The organism is Sphingosinicella xenopeptidilytica (genome assembly GCF_042676985.1).
GTDB lineage: Bacteria > Pseudomonadota > Alphaproteobacteria > Sphingomonadales > Sphingomonadaceae > Sphingosinicella > Sphingosinicella xenopeptidilytica.
In genome coordinates this window covers 297,867-314,574 of the sequence record NZ_JBHTIK010000001.1, presented here as the reverse complement: position 1 = coordinate 314,574, position 16,708 = coordinate 297,867, and the positions used below count along the sequence as shown (strand labels likewise).

Genomic DNA, 16,708 nt, shown 5'->3' with positions numbered 1-16,708 from the left:
CATGAGCAGCAACGCACCTTCCGGTGAATACAGCGCCGATTCGATCAAGGTCCTGAAGGGGCTCGACGCCGTGCGCAAGCGGCCGGGCATGTACATCGGCGACACCGAGGACGGTTCGGGCCTGCACCACATGGTGTTCGAGGTTTCCGACAACGCGATCGACGAGGCGCTCGCGGGCTACTGCGACACGGTGACGATCACGCTCAACGCCGACGGCTCCGTGACGGTGACGGACAACGGGCGCGGCATCCCCACCGATATCCACCCGAGCGAGGGCGTTTCCGCCGCCGAGGTCATCATGACCCAGCTGCACGCGGGCGGGAAGTTCGACCAGAACAGCTACAAGGTTTCAGGCGGCCTCCACGGCGTCGGCGTCTCGGTCGTGAACGCGCTTTCGGACTGGCTGGATCTGCGCATCTTCCGCGACGGCAAGGAGCATTACATGCGCTTCGAGCGCGGCGATGCCGTCGCGCCACTGAAGGTCGTGGGCGATGCGAACGGCCGCAAGGGCACGCACGTCACGTTCTTCGCTTCCGAGGAAACCTTCAAGGTCATCGAATTCGATTTCGAAAAGCTGGAGCACCGCTACCGCGAGCTGGCATTCCTCAATTCCGGCGTGAAGGTGGTGCTGAGCGACGCCCGCCACACCGAGCCGAAATCGATCGAGATGTTTTACGAAGGTGGTGTCGCGGCCTTCGTGAAGTACCTCGACCGCACCAAGACGCCGCTGATCCCCGAACCGATCCTGATGGAGGGCGAACGCGACGGCATCTCCATCGATGTCGCGCTGGAATGGAACGACAGCTATTACGAACAGGTTCTGCCCTTCACCAACAACATCCCGCAGCGCGACGGCGGCACCCACCTTGCCGCGTTCCGCAGCGCGCTGACGCGCACGCTCAACAACTACGCCGAAAGCTCCGGTATCCTGAAAAAGGAGAAGGTGTCGCCGACGGGCGAGGACATGCGCGAGGGGCTGACCGCCATCGTCTCCGTCAAGGTGCCGGACCCCAAGTTCTCGTCGCAGACCAAGGACAAGCTCGTCTCCTCCGAGGTGCGGCAGCCGATTGAATCGCTGATGGGCGAGAAGCTCGCCGAATGGCTGGAGGAGAATCCCGGCCCGGCGCGCGTGGTCGTCGAGAAGATCGTTTCCGCCGCCGTGGCGCGCGAGGCCGCCCGCAAGGCGCGCGAGGCGAGCCGCAAGAACGTGCTGCAGATTTCCTCGCTGCCCGGCAAGCTCGCCGACTGCCAGGAGAAGGACCCGGCGAAATCCGAGCTGTTCCTCGTCGAGGGCGATTCGGCAGGCGGCTCCGCGAAGCAGGGCCGCGATCGGCATTTCCAGGCGATCCTGCCGCTTCGGGGCAAGATCCTGAACGTCGAGCGCGCGCGCTTCGACCGGATGCTCGCATCGCGCGAGATCGGCACGCTCATCCAGGCGTTCGGCACCGGCATCGGTCGCGACGACTTCGATATTTCGAAGCTGCGCTACCACAAGATCGTCATCATGACCGACGCCGACGTGGACGGCGCGCACATCCGCACGCTGCTCCTCACCTTCCTCTATCGGCAGATGCGCGAGCTCATCGAAGCGGGCCATGTCTACATCGCCCAGCCGCCGCTCTACAAAGTCGCTCGCGGCCGCTCGGAAGTGTACCTGAAGGATCAGGCGGCGCTCGACGATTATCTGATCCGCACCGGTCTCGACGGGCTCGTCGCCGAGACGGCGGACGGCCAGCGCACCGGCGAGGACCTGCGCGGCCTCGTCGATCAGGCGCGCAAACTCCGTGCGCTGATGGCCTATGTGCCGGGGCGCTACGACTCCCGCATCGTGGAGGCGCTGGCGATCTCCGGGGGACTCAATCCCGAGCGTGATGCCGCCGCAGACGTCGCCGCGTGGCTGAATGGCCACGACGACGCCCAGTGGGCGGCCGAGTATGTCGACGGCGGCTACAAGCTCGCCCGCACCTACCGCGGGGTGACCGATCACTACGCCATCGACCGGGCGTTCATCGTTTCGGCGGAGGCGCGCAAGATCAACCAGCTGCTCGCAGGCGAGGCCGCCGCCTATCGCACACCGATCCTGCTCGGCGACCGTCCGGTGACGCGCCCCTCGGCGCTTCTGGAGGCGATTTTCGAGATCGGCCGCAAGGGACTGGCCATTCAGCGCTACAAGGGCCTCGGCGAGATGAACGCCGAACAGCTTTGGGAAACGACACTCGATCCCACCGTGCGAACCATGCTGAAGGTGGAGATCGCGCAGGCCGACCTTGCCGACGACATCTTCACCCGGCTGATGGGCGACGTGGTGGAGCCGCGCCGCGAATTCATTCAGGAGAACGCGCTGAACGTCGCCAATCTGGACGTTTAGGCCGCTCGCTCTCCTTCTTGATCTGCCGCAATGTTGCTTGCGTTGGCGGTGGTATCACCCGTTCGGGTGAATAGCGGGAGACCGGAAGATGAAATCGATTCTCGTTCATATCCATGACGATGCCGGGCAGAACGCCCGTCTTCAGGCCGCACTCGACGTTGCGCGCTACTACAGCGGGCACCTGACCTGCCTGCAGGCGATGCCGTTCGCGGCCTACGCCGGCGAACCCTTCACGGGCGCGATGATCGCCTACGAGGCCTATGCCGAAACGATGGAAGCGACACGCACGCGCATCGAGGCGCAGCTCCAGAAGGAGGGCGCGCCTTGGGACTGGATCGATTCGCGCGGCAGCGGTTCGGTCGCGGTGATGATGCACAGCCAGCTCACCGACCTCATCGTGCTGAGCCCCACGGGCAAGCTCACCGACCCCGACGCGGCGCTGCCGATCGTCGGCGAGATCGCCACGAAGGTCCGCGCGCCGGTGCTCGCCGTCCGCGACGACCAGAAAAGCTTCGATCCGGCGGGCGCCGCTCTCATCGCCTGGAACGGCTCGCCCGAGGCGGCGCAGGCGGTGCGCAACACGATGGGCCTGCTGACCGCCGCGAAGGGGGTTCACATCGCCTGCATCGAAGAGGATTTCGACACGCATATCCCGGCGCGCGAGGCGGCCTCCTACCTTTCCCGCTACGGGATCAAGGCCGAGGTCCATGCCCGCGCGAAGAGCGGCACGGTGGCGGACACGCTCAGCAGCATCGCCGCCGAGGTGCGCGCAGGCTATCTGGTGATGGGCGCCTATGGCCGCTCGCGGTTCGCCGAGTTCATCCTCGGCGGCGTCACCCGCTCGCTGCTGGCGGATGCCTCACTGCCGCTGGTGCTGTCGCACTGACGTCACCCGTTGGTATTTTGCGGATCAGGTAGCGGTAAACGCCGACGGCGTTGATGACGAAGAGCACGGCGTTCTGTGTGGAGAGCGCCGGCTCCGCGTCGAGCAGTCCGGCGATAATCCACGCCGCGCTCGACAACAGGAACAGCACGAAACCCCAGCCGGTGATGCGCCGGCCGAGATCGGCGGCAACCGCGAACGCCGCCACCATGCCGCTGATCGAGGCAGCCCACTTCACGATTTCCAGCACGGCGCGTTCCTTCTCGGTGCCCCCGAGAGCTTCAAGCCCCATGCGGCGTGCAAGTTCCGGCTGTGCCATCACAAAAGCGTGACATTCCGGCAACAGCGGACAGCGATGCACGGCGTGGGCGCCTTGCCGCCGTGCGTAATGGTTGCAGGATTGTGCGCTTCGCCCCAACTTAGGTCTTTACGCGAATGGAAGCTGTCGGCAGGTTCCGTTCGTGCGTCCGGCTGCAGTTCCGGTTTTCGCAGTCTGGACGGGGATATTCGGAGACACTCCACGCTGACCCGGGGAGTTGGACCCGTGCCCCGAGGGGCGCGGGTCCTTTTTCAAGCGGCGGCCTTCGCTTCGGCTTCACCCGAGGCGACCGCCAGGAGCTTGCGCGTGATGCCTTTCAGGCGCTGCGCGTTCTCGATCTTGTCGCCGGTGAGATCGGTCACGTAGAAAACGTCGACCGCGCGCTCACCATAGGTCGCGATGTGCGCAGAGCTGATCGAAAGCCGCGCATCGAACAATGTGCGGGTAAGCCCGTAGAGCAGCGCAGGCCGATCGAGCGCGTGCACCTCGATCACGGTGTAGCGGTTCGATGCCTTGTTGTCGGCGAGCACGTTCGGCTCCACCTTGAACACGTCGGCGCGGTGCCGCGTCAGCGGCCGTGCCGCCAGCCGCTCGGCGAGCTTCACCTGCCCTGACGCGGCTTCGATGATCGTCGTCTTCAGCCGGTCGAGCGCGTGCGCCTCCTCAAGCGCGCGGCCCGTGGGCGTCTGCACGACGAGGTTGTCGATCGCCATGCCGTCGCGCGTCGTATGAATGCGCGCATCGACGATATTCGCGCCGCAGAGCGTGATGCCGCCCGCGATCCGGTAGAAGAGGCCCGGATGATCGGGCGCAAAGACCGAGACCTGTGTGGCGCCGAGCGCGTCGTCGCAGGTCATCGAAACGGAAATCTCGTCCTTCGCCTCCGCGATCTGCCGCGCGTTCGCGAGCAGCGAGCCGGCGGGCTCGGCGACCCAGTAGCTGTCGAAAAACCGCTTCGCATGGGCGTTGAAGACCCGGTCGCTCCAGCCGAGTGCTGTTTTCAGCTCCTCCTTCTTCGCGGCGATGCGCTCGGCACGCCCGCGCTGCTGGTGGCCGAGGCGCAGCATCTCCTCGGCGGCGACATAAAGGTCGCGCAGAAGCTGTGCCTTCCATTCCGTCCAGCGGCCGGGGCCGACCGCACGGATATCGACCACGGTGAGGATCATCAGCAGCCGCAGCCGCTCCACGTCCTGCACGACCGCGACGAAATCCTGGATCGTCTTGAAATCCGAAAGGTCGCGGCGCGTCGCCGTTTCCGACATCAGCAGATGATAGCGCACCAGCCATGAGACGGTTTCGGTTTCGGCGGGCGTGAGACCGAGGCGCGGGCAGAGCGCGAGCGCCACATCGGCGCCGAGCATACTGTGATCGCCGCCGCGCCCCTTGGCGATATCGTGCAGCAGCACCGCCGCGTAGATCACCCGGCGCGAGGCGATCTGGTGGATGAGGACGGCGCTGATCGGATGCTCCGCCGTCAACTCGCCGTTCTCGATGCGCGCGAGGAGGCCGATGGCGCGGATCGTGTGCTCGTCCACCGTATAATGGTGGTACATGTCGTACTGCATCCGCGCGACGACGCGGCCGAAATCGGGAACGAAGCGGCCGAACACGCCCGCCTCGTTCATCCAGCGCAGCACCGTATCGGGCGCGCGGCGGCTGGTGAGCACATCCATGAACAGCGCGTTCGCGCGCGGATCGCGGCGCACGCGCGCGTCGATCAGCTTCGCGTCGCGGCCCGCCTGCCGCATCGCCTGCGGATGGATTTCAAGCGCGTGCTTTTCGGCGAGCGCGAACATCTCGATGAGCCGCACCGGGTCCTTCGCGAAGAAATCGTCGGTCGGCACGCCGAGGCGGTCGCGCTGCACGGTGAAGCCGTTCAGCTTTCTGGGCGCCCGCCGCATACTCGGCAGACGAATCCGGCTCTCCGCGTAGGTCTCTTCAAGGTGTGACAGAAACAGCCCGGTGAGATCGCCAACCTGCCGTGCGATCAGGAAATAATGGCGCATGAAGCGCTCGACCGCCGACATGCCGGCGCGGTCCTGATAGTGCAGCCGCTCGGCAAGCTCGCGCTGCATGTCGAAGGTCAGCCGCTCCTCGGCGCGCTTCGCGATGTCGTGCAGGTTGATGCGGACGGCCCACAGGAAGTTCTCGGCCTTGTTGAACTGGCGATACTCCCGCGGCGTCAGCAGCCCCTTGTCGACCAGCTCCGCCGCGCGCTCGACGCGCAGCACGTATTTGCCGATCCAGAACAAGGTGTGGAGATCGCGAAGCCCGCCCTTGCCCTCCTTGATGTTGGGCTCGACGACGTAGCGACTGTCGCCCATGCGCGTGTGCCGCGCCTCGCGCTCAGCGAGCTTCGCCTGCGTGAAATCGCGCTCGGTGCCGGAGACGACATCCTTCAGGAATCGCGTGTTCGACTCGTCATAGAGTGCTTCATCGCCCCACACGTAGCGCGCCTCCAGCATCGCGGTGCGGATCGTCACGTCCTCGCGCGACAGGCGCACGACATCGGCGATGGAGCGCGTCGCGTGGCCGACCTTCAGCCCGAGGTCCCACAGCGTGTAGAGCATCGTTTCGACGACCTGCTCGATCCAGCCCGTGGATTTCTGCGCGGTGAGGAACAGGATGTCGACGTCCGAGAACGGCGCCATCTCGGCGCGGCCATAGCCGCCGACGGCGCACACGGCGATACGTTCGGCGGCACTCGGGTTGCTCGCAGGATACAGGCGCTGCGTCGCGAAATCGAAGACGAGGCGTACGAGCTGGTCGGTGAGGAACGCATGGCCGTTCGCAAGCTCCAACCCCTTGTAGGGCGCGGCTTCCAGCCGCCGCTTGAGTTCGGCTCGGCCGCCCGCGAGCGCGACGCGCAGCACGCCGACGGCAGCGGCGCGGTCAGCCGGAATCGAAGCCAGAACCTCGGCGACCTCGCGGCGATCGATGATCGCGCGGCGGTCTGTGACGCGGTGAAAGCGATCGGTCATGCTCATGATATCGCCCCTCCGCCGCCATCTGCCAAGCGCTTGAGGTCGTAGAGCGCATCGAGCGCCTCTCGCGGGCTCATCTCGTCCGGCCGCAGCGCGGTGAGCGCATCCCGAAGCGCGTCGCGGGCCGGGGCGGCCGGCGCGGCGGCGCTGAACAGCGGCAAGTCGCCGAGGCCCGCGGCGATGCCGCCGGTCTTCGCCTTGCCCTGCTCCAACCGCGCGAGCACCTCGGAAGCGCGGTGCGTGACGAGCTCCGGCAGCCCCGCGAGACGCGCGACGGCGAGGCCGTAGCTGCGATCGGCCGCGCCGGCGATCACCTCGTGCAGGAACACGAGTTCGCCCTTCCATTCGCGTACCTTCACCGTCGCGAGATGCACGGCGGAGAGGCGCTCGGCGAGTACGGTCAGCTCGTGATAGTGCGTTGCGAACAGGCAGCGGCTGGCGAGGCTGTCGTGCACCGCCTCCACCACCGCCCATGCGATGGCGAGCCCGTCGTAGGTGGAGGTGCCGCGCCCGACCTCGTCGAGGATGACAAGCGAGCGCGCCGTCGCCTGCCGCAGGATCGCCGCCGTCTCCACCATCTCGACCATGAAGGTCGAGCGCCCCTCGGCGAGATTGTCCGATGCGCCGACGCGGCTGAACAACCGATCGACGACGCCGATATGTGCCGACGCGGCGGGCACGAAGCTGCCCGTCTGTGCGAGCACGGCGAGGAGCGCGTTCTGGCGCAGAAAGGTCGATTTACCGGCCATGTTGGGGCCAGTGAGAAGCCACAGGCGGCATTCCGGCCCAAGATCGCAATCGTTCGCGACGAACGCCTCGCGCTTCGTGCCGAGCGCCGCCTCGACGACCGGATGGCGGCCGCCGCGAATATCGAAGGCGGTGCTCGCGTCGACCTCGGGCCGTACCCAGCCGCCGCGTGCGGCAAGCTCGGCAAGCGCTGCGGCGACATCGATGCGGGCGAGCGCGGCTGCCGTTTCGCCGGCGGCTTCCGCTTCGGCGAGCACAGTGTCGCGAAGCGCCGCAAAATGCGCGGTTTCCTGAGCCAGCGCCTTCGTAGACGCCTCGGCGATGCGCGCGGCGAGATCAGCGAGATCAACGCTGTTGAAGCGGACGACACCCGCCAGCGTCTGCCGATGTGTGAAGCCGCTGTCCGCCGCCATCAGCGGGTCCGCATAGCGCGCCGAGACCTCAACGTGATAGCCGAGCACGTTGTTGTGGCGGATCTTGAGCGCGGCGATCCCCGTCGCATCGCGGTAGCGCGCCTCCAGCGCCGCGATGTGGCGGCGCCCGTCCTGCGCGAGCCCGTGCAGTTCATCGAGTGCCGGGTCGAAGCCTTCCGCGATGAAGCCGCCGTCGGACACGGAAAAGCCAGGCTCAGGCACGAGCGCGGCGGCGAGGCCTTCGACGAGCGCACCGTGGGGCCCGATGCGGTCGAGGCAGTCCGCAAGCATCGCCGGCACGCCGAGCTGGCTTTCGGAAAGCAATCGCTTGAGATCGAGCGCACCCGACAGCGCATCGCGCAGCAGGCCGAGATCGCGCGGACTGCCGCGCCCCGCCGAGAGCCGGCCGAGCGCGCGTTCGATATCGGCAATGCGTTTCAGCGCGGCGCGGACACGTTCACGTATGGTCGGCGCACCGACGAACCAGCCGACGAGATCGAGACGCCGGGCAATGGTTTCGGGATCGGTGAGCGGCGCGGCGAGATCGGCGCCGAGACGGCGTGCGCCCGCGCCGGTGACGGTGAGGTCGATGCAATCAAGGAGCGAGCCCTTGCGGCTGCCCGCCATGGTTTCGGCGAGTTCGAGGCTGGCGCGCGTCGCCGCATCGATCAGCATGGCGCTTTCGGGAAGGTGCCGTGCGGGCGGACGCAGGCGCACGGCGGCGTCTTTCTGCGTCGCCTCGACGAAGGCCATGAGCGCACCCGCCGCTGCCAGCTCGGCGCGCGTGAACGCCCCGAAGCCGTCGAGCGTGCCAACATCGAACCGGCGGCACAGCTTCCGCTCGCCCGCCGTGCTGTCGAAATCGGCGCGCGGCCGCACTGCGACGAGGTGGCTGGCGAGGGATATGGCGGGCGCCTCTCTGCCGTCCGCGAGCAGAAGCTCGGCGGGACGCAGCCGCGCCAGCTCCGCGCCGACGAGTGCGGCGTCCACCGGCGCGGTCATGAACTCGCCCGACGACAGGTCGCACCACGCAAGGCCCATGCGCCCTTCCGCCTCACCGATGGCGGCGAGGCGATTGGCGCTCCGCGCATCGAGCAGGTTCTCCTCTGTGAGCGTGCCCGGCGTCACGACGCGGATGACCGCGCGGCGCACCACCGATTTCGATCCGCGCTTCTTCGCCTCCGCCGGGTCTTCAACCTGCTCGGCGATGGCGACGCGGAAGCCCTTCGAGATCAGCCGCGCCAGGTACGTTTCATGGCTGTGCGCGGGGACGCCGCACATCGCAATATCCTCGCCCAGATGCTGGCCGCGCTTGGTCAGCGCGATATCGAGCGCGCCGGCCGCCGCGACAGCATCCTGAAAGAACATCTCGTAGAAATCGCCCATGCGGAAGAACAGCAGGCTGTCCCCGGCCTCTGCCTTCAGCGCGAGGTACTGCTCCATCATGGGCGAGGGGGAATCCGCTTTTACAGATTTCACGGATTGAGGACTGGCGTCAGCGCACATGCGGACGCTAATAGCGATCTCAGGCGCCTTGGTGGAGAAAACATTTGTCAAAAGGCAGTTCGGTCAAGTTCAGCGATCAGGAAGCCCTGCAATTCCATTCGCAGGGCCGTCCGGGCAAGATCGAGATCATCGCATCGAAGCCGATGGCGACGCAGCGCGACCTCAGCCTCGCTTACTCCCCCGGCGTCGCCGTGCCCGTGGAAGCGATCGCCGCCGATCCCGTGCTCGCCTACGACTACACCGCCAAGGGCAACCTCGTTGCCGTTATCTCCAACGGCACCGCCATCCTCGGCCTCGGCAACCTCGGCGCACTCGCCTCGAAGCCGGTGATGGAAGGCAAGGCCGTCCTCTTCAAGCGCTTCGCCGACGTCGACGCAATCGACATCGAGCTTGCGAGCGAAGACGTCGATGCGCTGGTGAGCGCCATTTCGCTGATGGAACCGAGTTTCGGCGGCATCAACCTTGAAGACATCGCCTCGCCGGACTGCTTCATCATCGAAAGCCGCCTGCGCGAGATGATGAATATCCCCGTGTTCCACGACGACCAGCACGGCACCGCGATCATCTCCGCCGCCGGCCTCATCAACGCGCTGAAGATCACCGGCAAGTCGATCAAGGACGTGAAGATGGTGGTGAACGGCGCCGGCGCCGCCGCCATCGCCTGTGCCGAGCTCATCATCGCGATGGGGATGCCGCGCACGAACGTCCGCATGTGCGACCGCGAGGGGGTGATCCACAAGGATCGCCACGATCTCAACCAGTGGAAATCCGCGTATGCGATCGAGACCGGCGAACGCACGCTGATGGATGCCATGAAGGGCGCGGACGTGTTCCTGGGCCTCTCCGCCGCGGGCGCGGTGACGCCCGAGATGGTGAAGGCGATGGCGCCCAATCCCATCATCTTCGCGATGGCGAACCCGGTGCCCGAGATCCTGCCCGAGGATGCGCACGCCGTGCGCTCCGACGCGATCATCGCAACGGGCCGCTCGGACTATCCGAACCAGGTCAACAACGTCCTCGGCTTCCCCTACATTTTCCGCGGCGCGCTCGACGTGCGCGCGACGACGATCAATGAGGAAATGAAGATCGCCGCCGCCGAAGCGCTCGCCGACCTCGCGCGCGAGACGGTGCCGGACGAGGTCGCCGTCGCTTACGGCAAGCAGCCGGTGTTCGGCCCCGAATACATCATCCCCGCGCCCTTCGACCCGCGCCTGATCGAAGCGATTCCGCTCGCCGTCGCACGCGCCGCGATGAAGACCGGCGTCGCGCAGCGTCCGATCATCGATGAGGACGCCTACCGCACCGAGTTGCGCGCGCGGCTCAACCCGACGACGGCAGTCCTTTCGAACAGCTACGACGCCGCCAAGGCGAATCCCAAGCGCATCGTCTTCGCCGAGGGCGAGGAAGAAACCGTGCTACGCGCCGCGATGACGATCAAGAGCGCGGGCTACGGTATCCCTGTGCTCGTCGGCCGCGACGAGCGCGTGAAGGAGGGGCTGCAGAGGCTCGGCGTGGAGGACACCGGCAGCTTCGAGATCCACAACAGCCGCATCAGCCCGCTGGTGCCCGGCATGGCCGAGCATCTCTACCGGCGCCTGCAGCGCAAGGGTGTGCTCTACCGCGACGCGCAGCGCATGGTGAATCAGGACCGCAACATCTTCGGCGCGCTCCTTGTCGCGCTCGGCCACGGCGACGTGCTCGTTACCGGCGTGACGCGCCATTTCAGCCAGACGCTGAGCCAGGTGCAGCAGGTGATCGACCCGGCGCCGCGCCACGTGCCCTTCGGCATCCACCTCATCGTCGGCCGCTCCGACAGCTTCCTCATCGCCGACACCACGGTGAACGAGCGCCCAAGTGCTGAACAGCTTGCCGACATCGCGGAGCAGACCGCGAGCGTCGCCCGCCGCATGGGCAAGACGCCGCGCGTCGCCTTCCTCTCCTATTCGAACTTCGGCAATCCGCCGGGGGACATCACCAACGTGCTGCGCGAAGCGGTCGCCGTGCTCGACGATCGCCGCGTCGGTTTCGAATACGAAGGCGAGATGTCCGCCGACGTCGCGCTCAATCGCGACATGGCGAAGCTCTATCCGTTCAGCCGCCTCACCGGCCCTGCGAACGTGCTGATCATGCCCGGTCTGCATTCGGCGAACATCTCCGCGAAGCTGCTGAAGGAGCTGGGCGGCGGACGCGTGTTCGGGCCGCTTTTGATGGGCATGTCGAAACCCGTGCAGATCGTGCCGATGACCTCGACGACGAGCGATCTCGTGACGATGTCGGTGCTGGCGGCAAGCGGCGTTGTCGACTAACCTGCCCCTGTTTGGCGAACCGGAGGGCCCGTCCATGAGCAAGCCGCCGCTTCTCTTCATCCACGGCATGTGGTCGACGCCGCATGTGTGGGACTGGTTCACAGATCGCTACCGCACCGCAGGATACGCCGTCCATGCCCCTGCGCTGCCCTATCACGACATCGACCCCGCCGAGCCGCCGCCCGCCATCCTCGCCACCATCGGCGTGCAGGACTATGTCGACGCCATCGCGGCCGTGGTGCGCACGCTGCCCGAAAGCCCGGTGATCGTCGGCCATTCGATGGGCGGTATGCTCGCGCAGAAGGTGGCGGAGGCCGCCGGTGCGCGCGGGCTCATCCTGCTGTCGCCCGGGCCGACGGCGGAGACGCAGAGCATTTCGCTGGCGCCGCTCCGCACCGTGTTCGGCATCGCCGTGAAGCGCCAGTGGTGGAAGCAGCCGACAAAGATCGACGCCGAGCGCGCACGCTGGGGCATCTTCAACGAAGTGCCCTTCGATGTCGCGAATGCGGAAATCGCGAAGCTGGTGTGGGATTCGGGCCGCGTGCTCTTCCAGATGTCGATGCCGTGGGCCGACAAGACGCGCGGAGCGCGGGTGGACTACGGCAAACTTTCGATGCCTGCGCTCGTCGTCGTCGGCGACCGCGACCGTATCACGCCCATCGCCGTCGCCCGCGCAACCGCACGCGCGCTCACCGGCCACACCGACTACCGCGAGATCACCGGCGCGGGGCACTGGCTGTTCCACGATCCCGTCCGCGAAAAGGTGGCGGCGGAGATGGACACGTTCCTGAACGCGATCGGGTAAAGCCAGCCGGCAACGCTCAGAAAGCGCTGCCGTCCTTGCGCGTGAACGGCCCGTCGTTCCGCGGCAGGTGCATGTCGATATCGGGATAGGTGCACATATCATCGGGGACATTGCTGCCGACGACGAGCAGCACCGCGTCCGCGTTCGATCGATTCACGAAATGGTGCGCGTCGCCGTCATCCTTCGGAAAGGCCGCGCAGTCACCCGGGCGCATCAGCGTTTCGCCCGCGTTCGTCACCAGCACCGCCTCGCCTGAAATCAGGATGGCGAATTCATCTTCCTTGCTGTGCCAGTGGCGCTGGCTCGACCATCCGCCGGGTTCGAGCCTGCAGAAATTGACGCCGAAATCGGTGAGCCCGCCCGGCCCCGCAAGACGCCGGTAGTGCCGGCCCGCGACAGCGGCATTGAAAGGCGCGGGATAGCCCGTGCGGCAGACTTCGGGGATCGCATCGAGATCGAGTTTTGGCATGGCGCTTCCTTAACCCAGCGGCGCCACTATAAGCACCTCTCATGTCCGCTGCCATCGATCCGCTCGCGCTCACCCGTGCGCTCATCCACTGCCCCAGCATCACCCCGCGCGACGAGGGCGCGCAGGCCGTGCTTGCCGAAACGCTGGAGGCGATCGGCTTCAAGGTGTGGCGGCACGTGTGGGGCGAGGCGCCCGACGGCCCCGTGCACAATCTGTTCGCGCGGATCGGGAGCGGTGGTCCTCATTTCGCCTTCGCCGGGCACACCGATGTCGTGCCGGTAGGCAACCGTGACGGCTGGTCCGTGGAGCCGTTCGCCGCCGAAGTGCGAAATGGCCAGCTCGTCGGGCGCGGCGCCGCCGACATGAAGGGCGCCATCGCCGCGTTCGTCGCGGCGGCGGCCGGGAATATTCCCACGCAGGGTTCGCTCAGCTTCGTCATCACCGGCGACGAGGAAGGCCCGGCCACGTTCGGCACCAAGCCGCTGCTCGACTGGATGGAGGCGACCGGCAACGTCCCCGATCACTGCCTCGTCGGCGAACCCACCAGCCGCCACCGCCTCGGCGACATGGTGAAGATCGGGCGGCGCGGATCGGTGAACGTGTGGATTCGTGTGCAGGGCGCGCAAGGCCACGTCGCTTATCCGCACATGGCCGACAATCCCGTCCGTCACCTCGTCAACATTCTCCACGCGCTGCAGGCGCGCGAGCTTGATATCGGCAATGCGTGGTTCGATCCGTCGAACCTCGAAGTCACCGACATGACCGTCGGCAACCCAGCAACAAACGTGATCCCAGCGACCGCCGAAGCGCGGCTCAACATCCGTTTCAACGACGAGCATACAGGCGCGGGCCTCGTGCAGTGGATCGAAAAGGTCGCCGCGCGCGAGACGGCCGGTGCAAGCGTCGAGGCGAAGATTTCCGGTGAGGCCTTCCTCACCGAACCCGGTGATTTCAGTGCGCTTCTCGCCGATGCGATCCGCGCCGAAACCGGTGTCGAAACCGAGTTTTCGACAAGCGGCGGCACATCCGACGCGCGCTTCATCCGGCGCCTCTGCCCGGTCGTCGAATTCGGCCTACCCGGCCAGTCGATGCACAAGGTCGACGAGCATGTCGCGGTGGATGATCTCCACGCGCTCACCCGCATCTACGGGCGCATCCTCCGCGAGTATTTCGCCTAACCGCTGTTACGCAGACCTGCGGCGATGCCGTTGATGGTGAGGTGGATGCCTTCGCGCACGCGCGCATCGGTCTCGCCGCGCCGGTAGCGGCGGATGAGTTCCACCTGCAGCGCATTCAGCGGCTCGATGTAGGGCAGCCGCATCCGGATACGTCGCGCGAGCACGGGATCGTCGCCAAGCACATCGGTCTTGCCCGTGATCTCCAGCAGCGCACCCCGCGTGCTGTGCCAACCCGTGCTGATAGCGCCGAACACCGTGGCCCGCAGCGCCTCGTCTTCCACGAGATCGCTGTAGAGCGCGGCGATGTCGATATCGGACTTCGCGAGCACCATTCCCATGTTCGAAAGTGTCGCCGCGAAGAACGGCCACTCGGCGTTCATCGCGCGCAGCAGCCCCTTGTCCTCAAACCCCGCAAGCGCCGCGCCGACGCCATACCAGCCGGGCAGCATCACGCGCGATTGCGACCAGCTGAACACCCACGGGATCGCGCGCAGATCCTCGATCCGGTCGGACTTCGTGCGCGACGACGGCCGCGAGCCGATCTTGAGTTCGGCGATCTCGCCCACGGGCGTTGCTGCGCGGAAATAGGTGTTGAAGCCGGGCGTCTCGTAAACAAGCCCGCGATACGCCGCGCGCGCCGCGTCGCTCAGCGTCTCCATCGCGGCGCGGAAGCGGGCGAGGTCGGCGGGATCGGTTTCAGGCGGCGCCAGCGTCGCGAGCAATGTCGCTGACGTCATGGTTTCGAGGCTGAGCGCAGCGAGCGCGGGCGTGCCGTATTTGGAGGCAATCACCTCGCCCTGCTCCGTGATGCGGATACGCGCGCCGACCGTGCCCGGCGGCTGCGCGCGGATGCCCGCGAACGCCGAGCCGCCACCACGCCCCACCGTGCCGCCGCGCCCGTGGAACAGCTGCAGCCGCACGCCCGCCTCGGCGAACACGTCGGCGAGCGCCTGCGATGCTTCGAACAGCGCCCAGCTCGACGTCAGGTAGCCGCCGTCCTTGTTGCTGTCCGAATAGCCGATCATCACTTCCTGCACGCCGCCGCGCGCATCAGCGAGCGCCTGCGCTTCCGGCATCGACAGGAAGGCGCGCATCACGGCGGGCGCGGCTTCGAGATCCTCGATCGTCTCGAACAGCGGCGACACCATGACGTCACATGCCGGAACATCGCCGGGGCGATAGAGGCCGACTTCCTTCAGGAGCAGGTACACCTCGAACAGATCGGCGACGCAGGTCGAGTGCGAGATCACGTAGTTGCGAACGGCGGCCGGACCGTAGCGCGCGTGCGCTTCGGCAGCCGCGCGCAGGATGGCGAGTTCGCTTTGCGCGAGGTCCGAATAGGCGGCGAATGGACCGCCGAGCAGACGCCGGTGCGCGAGTTCGCGGCGCAGCAGCGCGGTGCGCTCCTCCGGCCCCAGCGCTTCGTAATCGCCGCACACGCCCGCCTCGCGGAGCAGCTCCGCGACGACGGCGCGGTGGATGCCGCTGTTCTGCCGCATGTCGAGCGAGGCGAGGTGGAAACCGAAGATGCGCACCGCGCGCACGAGATCGTCGAGACGACTACCCACAAGCCGCTCGCCGCCATGCGACACGAGGCTCGCGCGTACCACCTCCAGATCGGCGATCAGTGCAGCAGGCGCGGCATAGCTCTCCGCAATCAGCGTCGAGGCGCGCGGCGGGCGTGTGCCCGTCAGCTCCGCATGGGTCTCGGCGAGCCGCGCATAGATGCCCGAAAGCGCACGGCGATAAGGCTCGTCCTGCCGGTGCGGGGACTCGTCGCCGCTTTCGTCGGCGAGCGCCGCAAGGTCCGGCGTGATGCCCGCGATCGAGGCGCTGATCGAAAGCTCGGCGCCGAGCCGGTGCACTTCGTCCAGATAATATTGCAGCGCCGCGCGCGCCTGACCCCCAAGCGCAGCCCTCAGCGTTTCGGCGGTAACGAACGGGTTGCCGTCGCGGTCGCCGCCGATCCAGCTTCCCGGCTTCAGAAAACTGCCGACCTCGGCGCCCATCAGCGCCTCGGCGCGGCGGTGCAGCGCGGGCAGCACCGGCAGCAGGCTGTCGCGCATCACAGAGAGCACGTTCGCGATCTCGTCGACGACAAGCAGGCGCACCGCGCGCAGCGGGCGTGTCTGCCAGAGCAGCGCGATCTGGCGGTAAAGCTCCGCATCCACGGCCTGCGCGTCCGCGGAAGGACGGCGCGCGACGAGTTCGGCGATGGCGCTTTCACGGTCGATCACGCTCTTGCGCCGCACCTCGGTCGGGTGCGCGGTGAGCACGGGCGAGATGAGCGCACCCGCGAGCGTCGCCGCAACCTCCCCCGGCGCGATGCCGTGGCGCGCAAGTTCAGCGAGCGCACCTTCAAGGCGTTCGGGGCGGGTTTCCGATCCCTCCGGCACAAGTCCCGCCTGCCGGTCCTCGGCGATGTTCGCGAGCAGCGAGAAGTTGAGGAAGCCGCGGATGAAGCGCACCGCATCGTCGAGGCTCAGCCCGGCGAGCAGCCGCGCCAGTTCCGCGCGCCGTTCCGGCCCGTCGTCGCGGTGCACCGCGACCGAGGCCTGCCGCAACGCCTCGATCGTGTCGAACGCGGCCTTGCCGTCGAAATCGCGGATGACGTCGCCGAGAAGCCGCCCGAGGTGGCGGACCTCGTCGCGGTCAGAAAGCATAGCGGGCTGGCGAAGCGGAAAGGGGCTCATGCCCCAAGGCTATTGCCCCCGATGCTGCACCGCAACA

Annotated in this window: 10 protein-coding genes; 5 read left to right on the top strand and 5 right to left on the bottom strand. The window is 67.0% G+C overall.

Going from position 1 to position 16,708, the window contains the following annotated elements; genetic code table 11:
* The first annotated feature begins 1 nt into the window (after position 1).
* Both gyrB and ACFQ00_RS01635 read left to right on the top strand, forming a co-directional pair.
* Positions 2-2,368 (top strand): DNA topoisomerase (ATP-hydrolyzing) subunit B, encoded by a 2,367-nt coding sequence (gyrB, locus tag ACFQ00_RS01640; RefSeq protein ID WP_381485221.1) that lies wholly within the window; start codon positions 2-4, stop codon positions 2,366-2,368.
* A gap of 88 nt (positions 2,369-2,456) precedes the next feature.
* Positions 2,457-3,254 (top strand): universal stress protein, encoded by a 798-nt coding sequence (locus tag ACFQ00_RS01635; RefSeq protein ID WP_381485218.1) that lies wholly within the window; start codon positions 2,457-2,459, stop codon positions 3,252-3,254.
* Here ACFQ00_RS01635 and ACFQ00_RS01630 read toward each other — a convergent pair.
* From ACFQ00_RS01630 to mutS, 3 genes are all read right to left on the bottom strand, one after another.
* Entirely contained in the window at positions 3,202-3,570 is a 369-nt protein-coding gene (locus ACFQ00_RS01630; protein ID WP_381485216.1) for a hypothetical protein, read from the bottom strand. The two genes, ACFQ00_RS01635 and ACFQ00_RS01630, sit on opposite strands and share 53 nt — an antisense overlap.
* 251 nt (positions 3,571-3,821) lie before the next feature.
* Positions 3,822-6,551, bottom strand: coding sequence for a [protein-PII] uridylyltransferase (locus tag ACFQ00_RS01625; protein ID WP_381485890.1), 2,730 nt, complete (start codon positions 6,549-6,551; stop codon positions 3,822-3,824).
* Positions 6,552-6,553: 2 nt separating this feature from the next.
* Positions 6,554-9,160 (bottom strand): DNA mismatch repair protein MutS, encoded by a 2,607-nt coding sequence (mutS, locus tag ACFQ00_RS01620; protein WP_381485213.1) that lies wholly within the window; start codon positions 9,158-9,160, stop codon positions 6,554-6,556.
* Between the two features lie 104 nt (positions 9,161-9,264).
* Here mutS and ACFQ00_RS01615 point away from each other — a divergent pair, with 104 nt between their 5' ends.
* On the top strand, positions 9,265-11,526 hold the full coding sequence (locus ACFQ00_RS01615; protein WP_381485210.1) for an NADP-dependent malic enzyme: 2,262 nt from the start codon (positions 9,265-9,267) through the stop codon (positions 11,524-11,526).
* A 34-nt stretch (positions 11,527-11,560) separates the two neighbouring features.
* Positions 11,561-12,331 (top strand): alpha/beta hydrolase, encoded by a 771-nt coding sequence (locus ACFQ00_RS01610; protein ID WP_381485207.1) that lies wholly within the window; start codon positions 11,561-11,563, stop codon positions 12,329-12,331.
* Positions 12,332-12,347: 16 nt separating this feature from the next.
* Here ACFQ00_RS01610 and ACFQ00_RS01605 read toward each other — a convergent pair whose 3' ends face one another.
* A complete protein-coding gene (locus ACFQ00_RS01605) occupies positions 12,348-12,800 on the bottom strand; it encodes a cupin domain-containing protein (RefSeq protein WP_381485204.1) in 453 nt (150 codons plus the stop codon).
* 41 nt (positions 12,801-12,841) lie between these two features.
* Between ACFQ00_RS01605 and dapE the strand changes: the two genes are divergently transcribed.
* The gene (gene dapE / locus ACFQ00_RS01600) at positions 12,842-13,978 is read left to right on the top strand and encodes a succinyl-diaminopimelate desuccinylase (RefSeq protein ID WP_381485202.1); all 1,137 of its coding nucleotides are present in this window, start codon (positions 12,842-12,844) and stop codon (positions 13,976-13,978) included.
* Here dapE and ppc read toward each other — a convergent pair.
* Positions 13,975-16,671: a phosphoenolpyruvate carboxylase gene (ppc, locus tag ACFQ00_RS01595; RefSeq protein WP_381485199.1), complete on the bottom strand. Its 2,697-nt coding sequence runs from the start codon at positions 16,669-16,671 to the stop codon at positions 13,975-13,977. The genes dapE and ppc overlap by 4 nt on opposite strands.
* Between the last annotated feature and the right edge of the window lie 37 nt (positions 16,672-16,708).

Coding starts and splice junctions, on each gene's coding strand:
- mutS (WP_381485213.1), bottom strand. CDS start 9,160: ATGATGGAGCAGTACCTCGCGCTGAAGGCAGAGGCCGGGGACAGCCTG.
- ACFQ00_RS01605 (WP_381485204.1), bottom strand. CDS start 12,800: ATGCCAAAACTCGATCTCGATGCGATCCCCGAAGTCTGCCGCACGGGC.
- ACFQ00_RS01625 (WP_381485890.1), bottom strand. CDS start 6,551: ATGACCGATCGCTTTCACCGCGTCACAGACCGCCGCGCGATCATCGAT.
- gyrB (WP_381485221.1), top strand. CDS start 2: ATGAGCAGCAACGCACCTTCCGGTGAATACAGCGCCGATTCGATCAAG.
- ppc (WP_381485199.1), bottom strand. CDS start 16,671: ATGAGCCCCTTTCCGCTTCGCCAGCCCGCTATGCTTTCTGACCGCGAC.
- ACFQ00_RS01630 (WP_381485216.1), bottom strand. CDS start 3,570: ATGGCACAGCCGGAACTTGCACGCCGCATGGGGCTTGAAGCTCTCGGG.
- ACFQ00_RS01635 (WP_381485218.1), top strand. CDS start 2,457: ATGAAATCGATTCTCGTTCATATCCATGACGATGCCGGGCAGAACGCC.
- dapE (WP_381485202.1), top strand. CDS start 12,842: ATGTCCGCTGCCATCGATCCGCTCGCGCTCACCCGTGCGCTCATCCAC.
- ACFQ00_RS01610 (WP_381485207.1), top strand. CDS start 11,561: ATGAGCAAGCCGCCGCTTCTCTTCATCCACGGCATGTGGTCGACGCCG.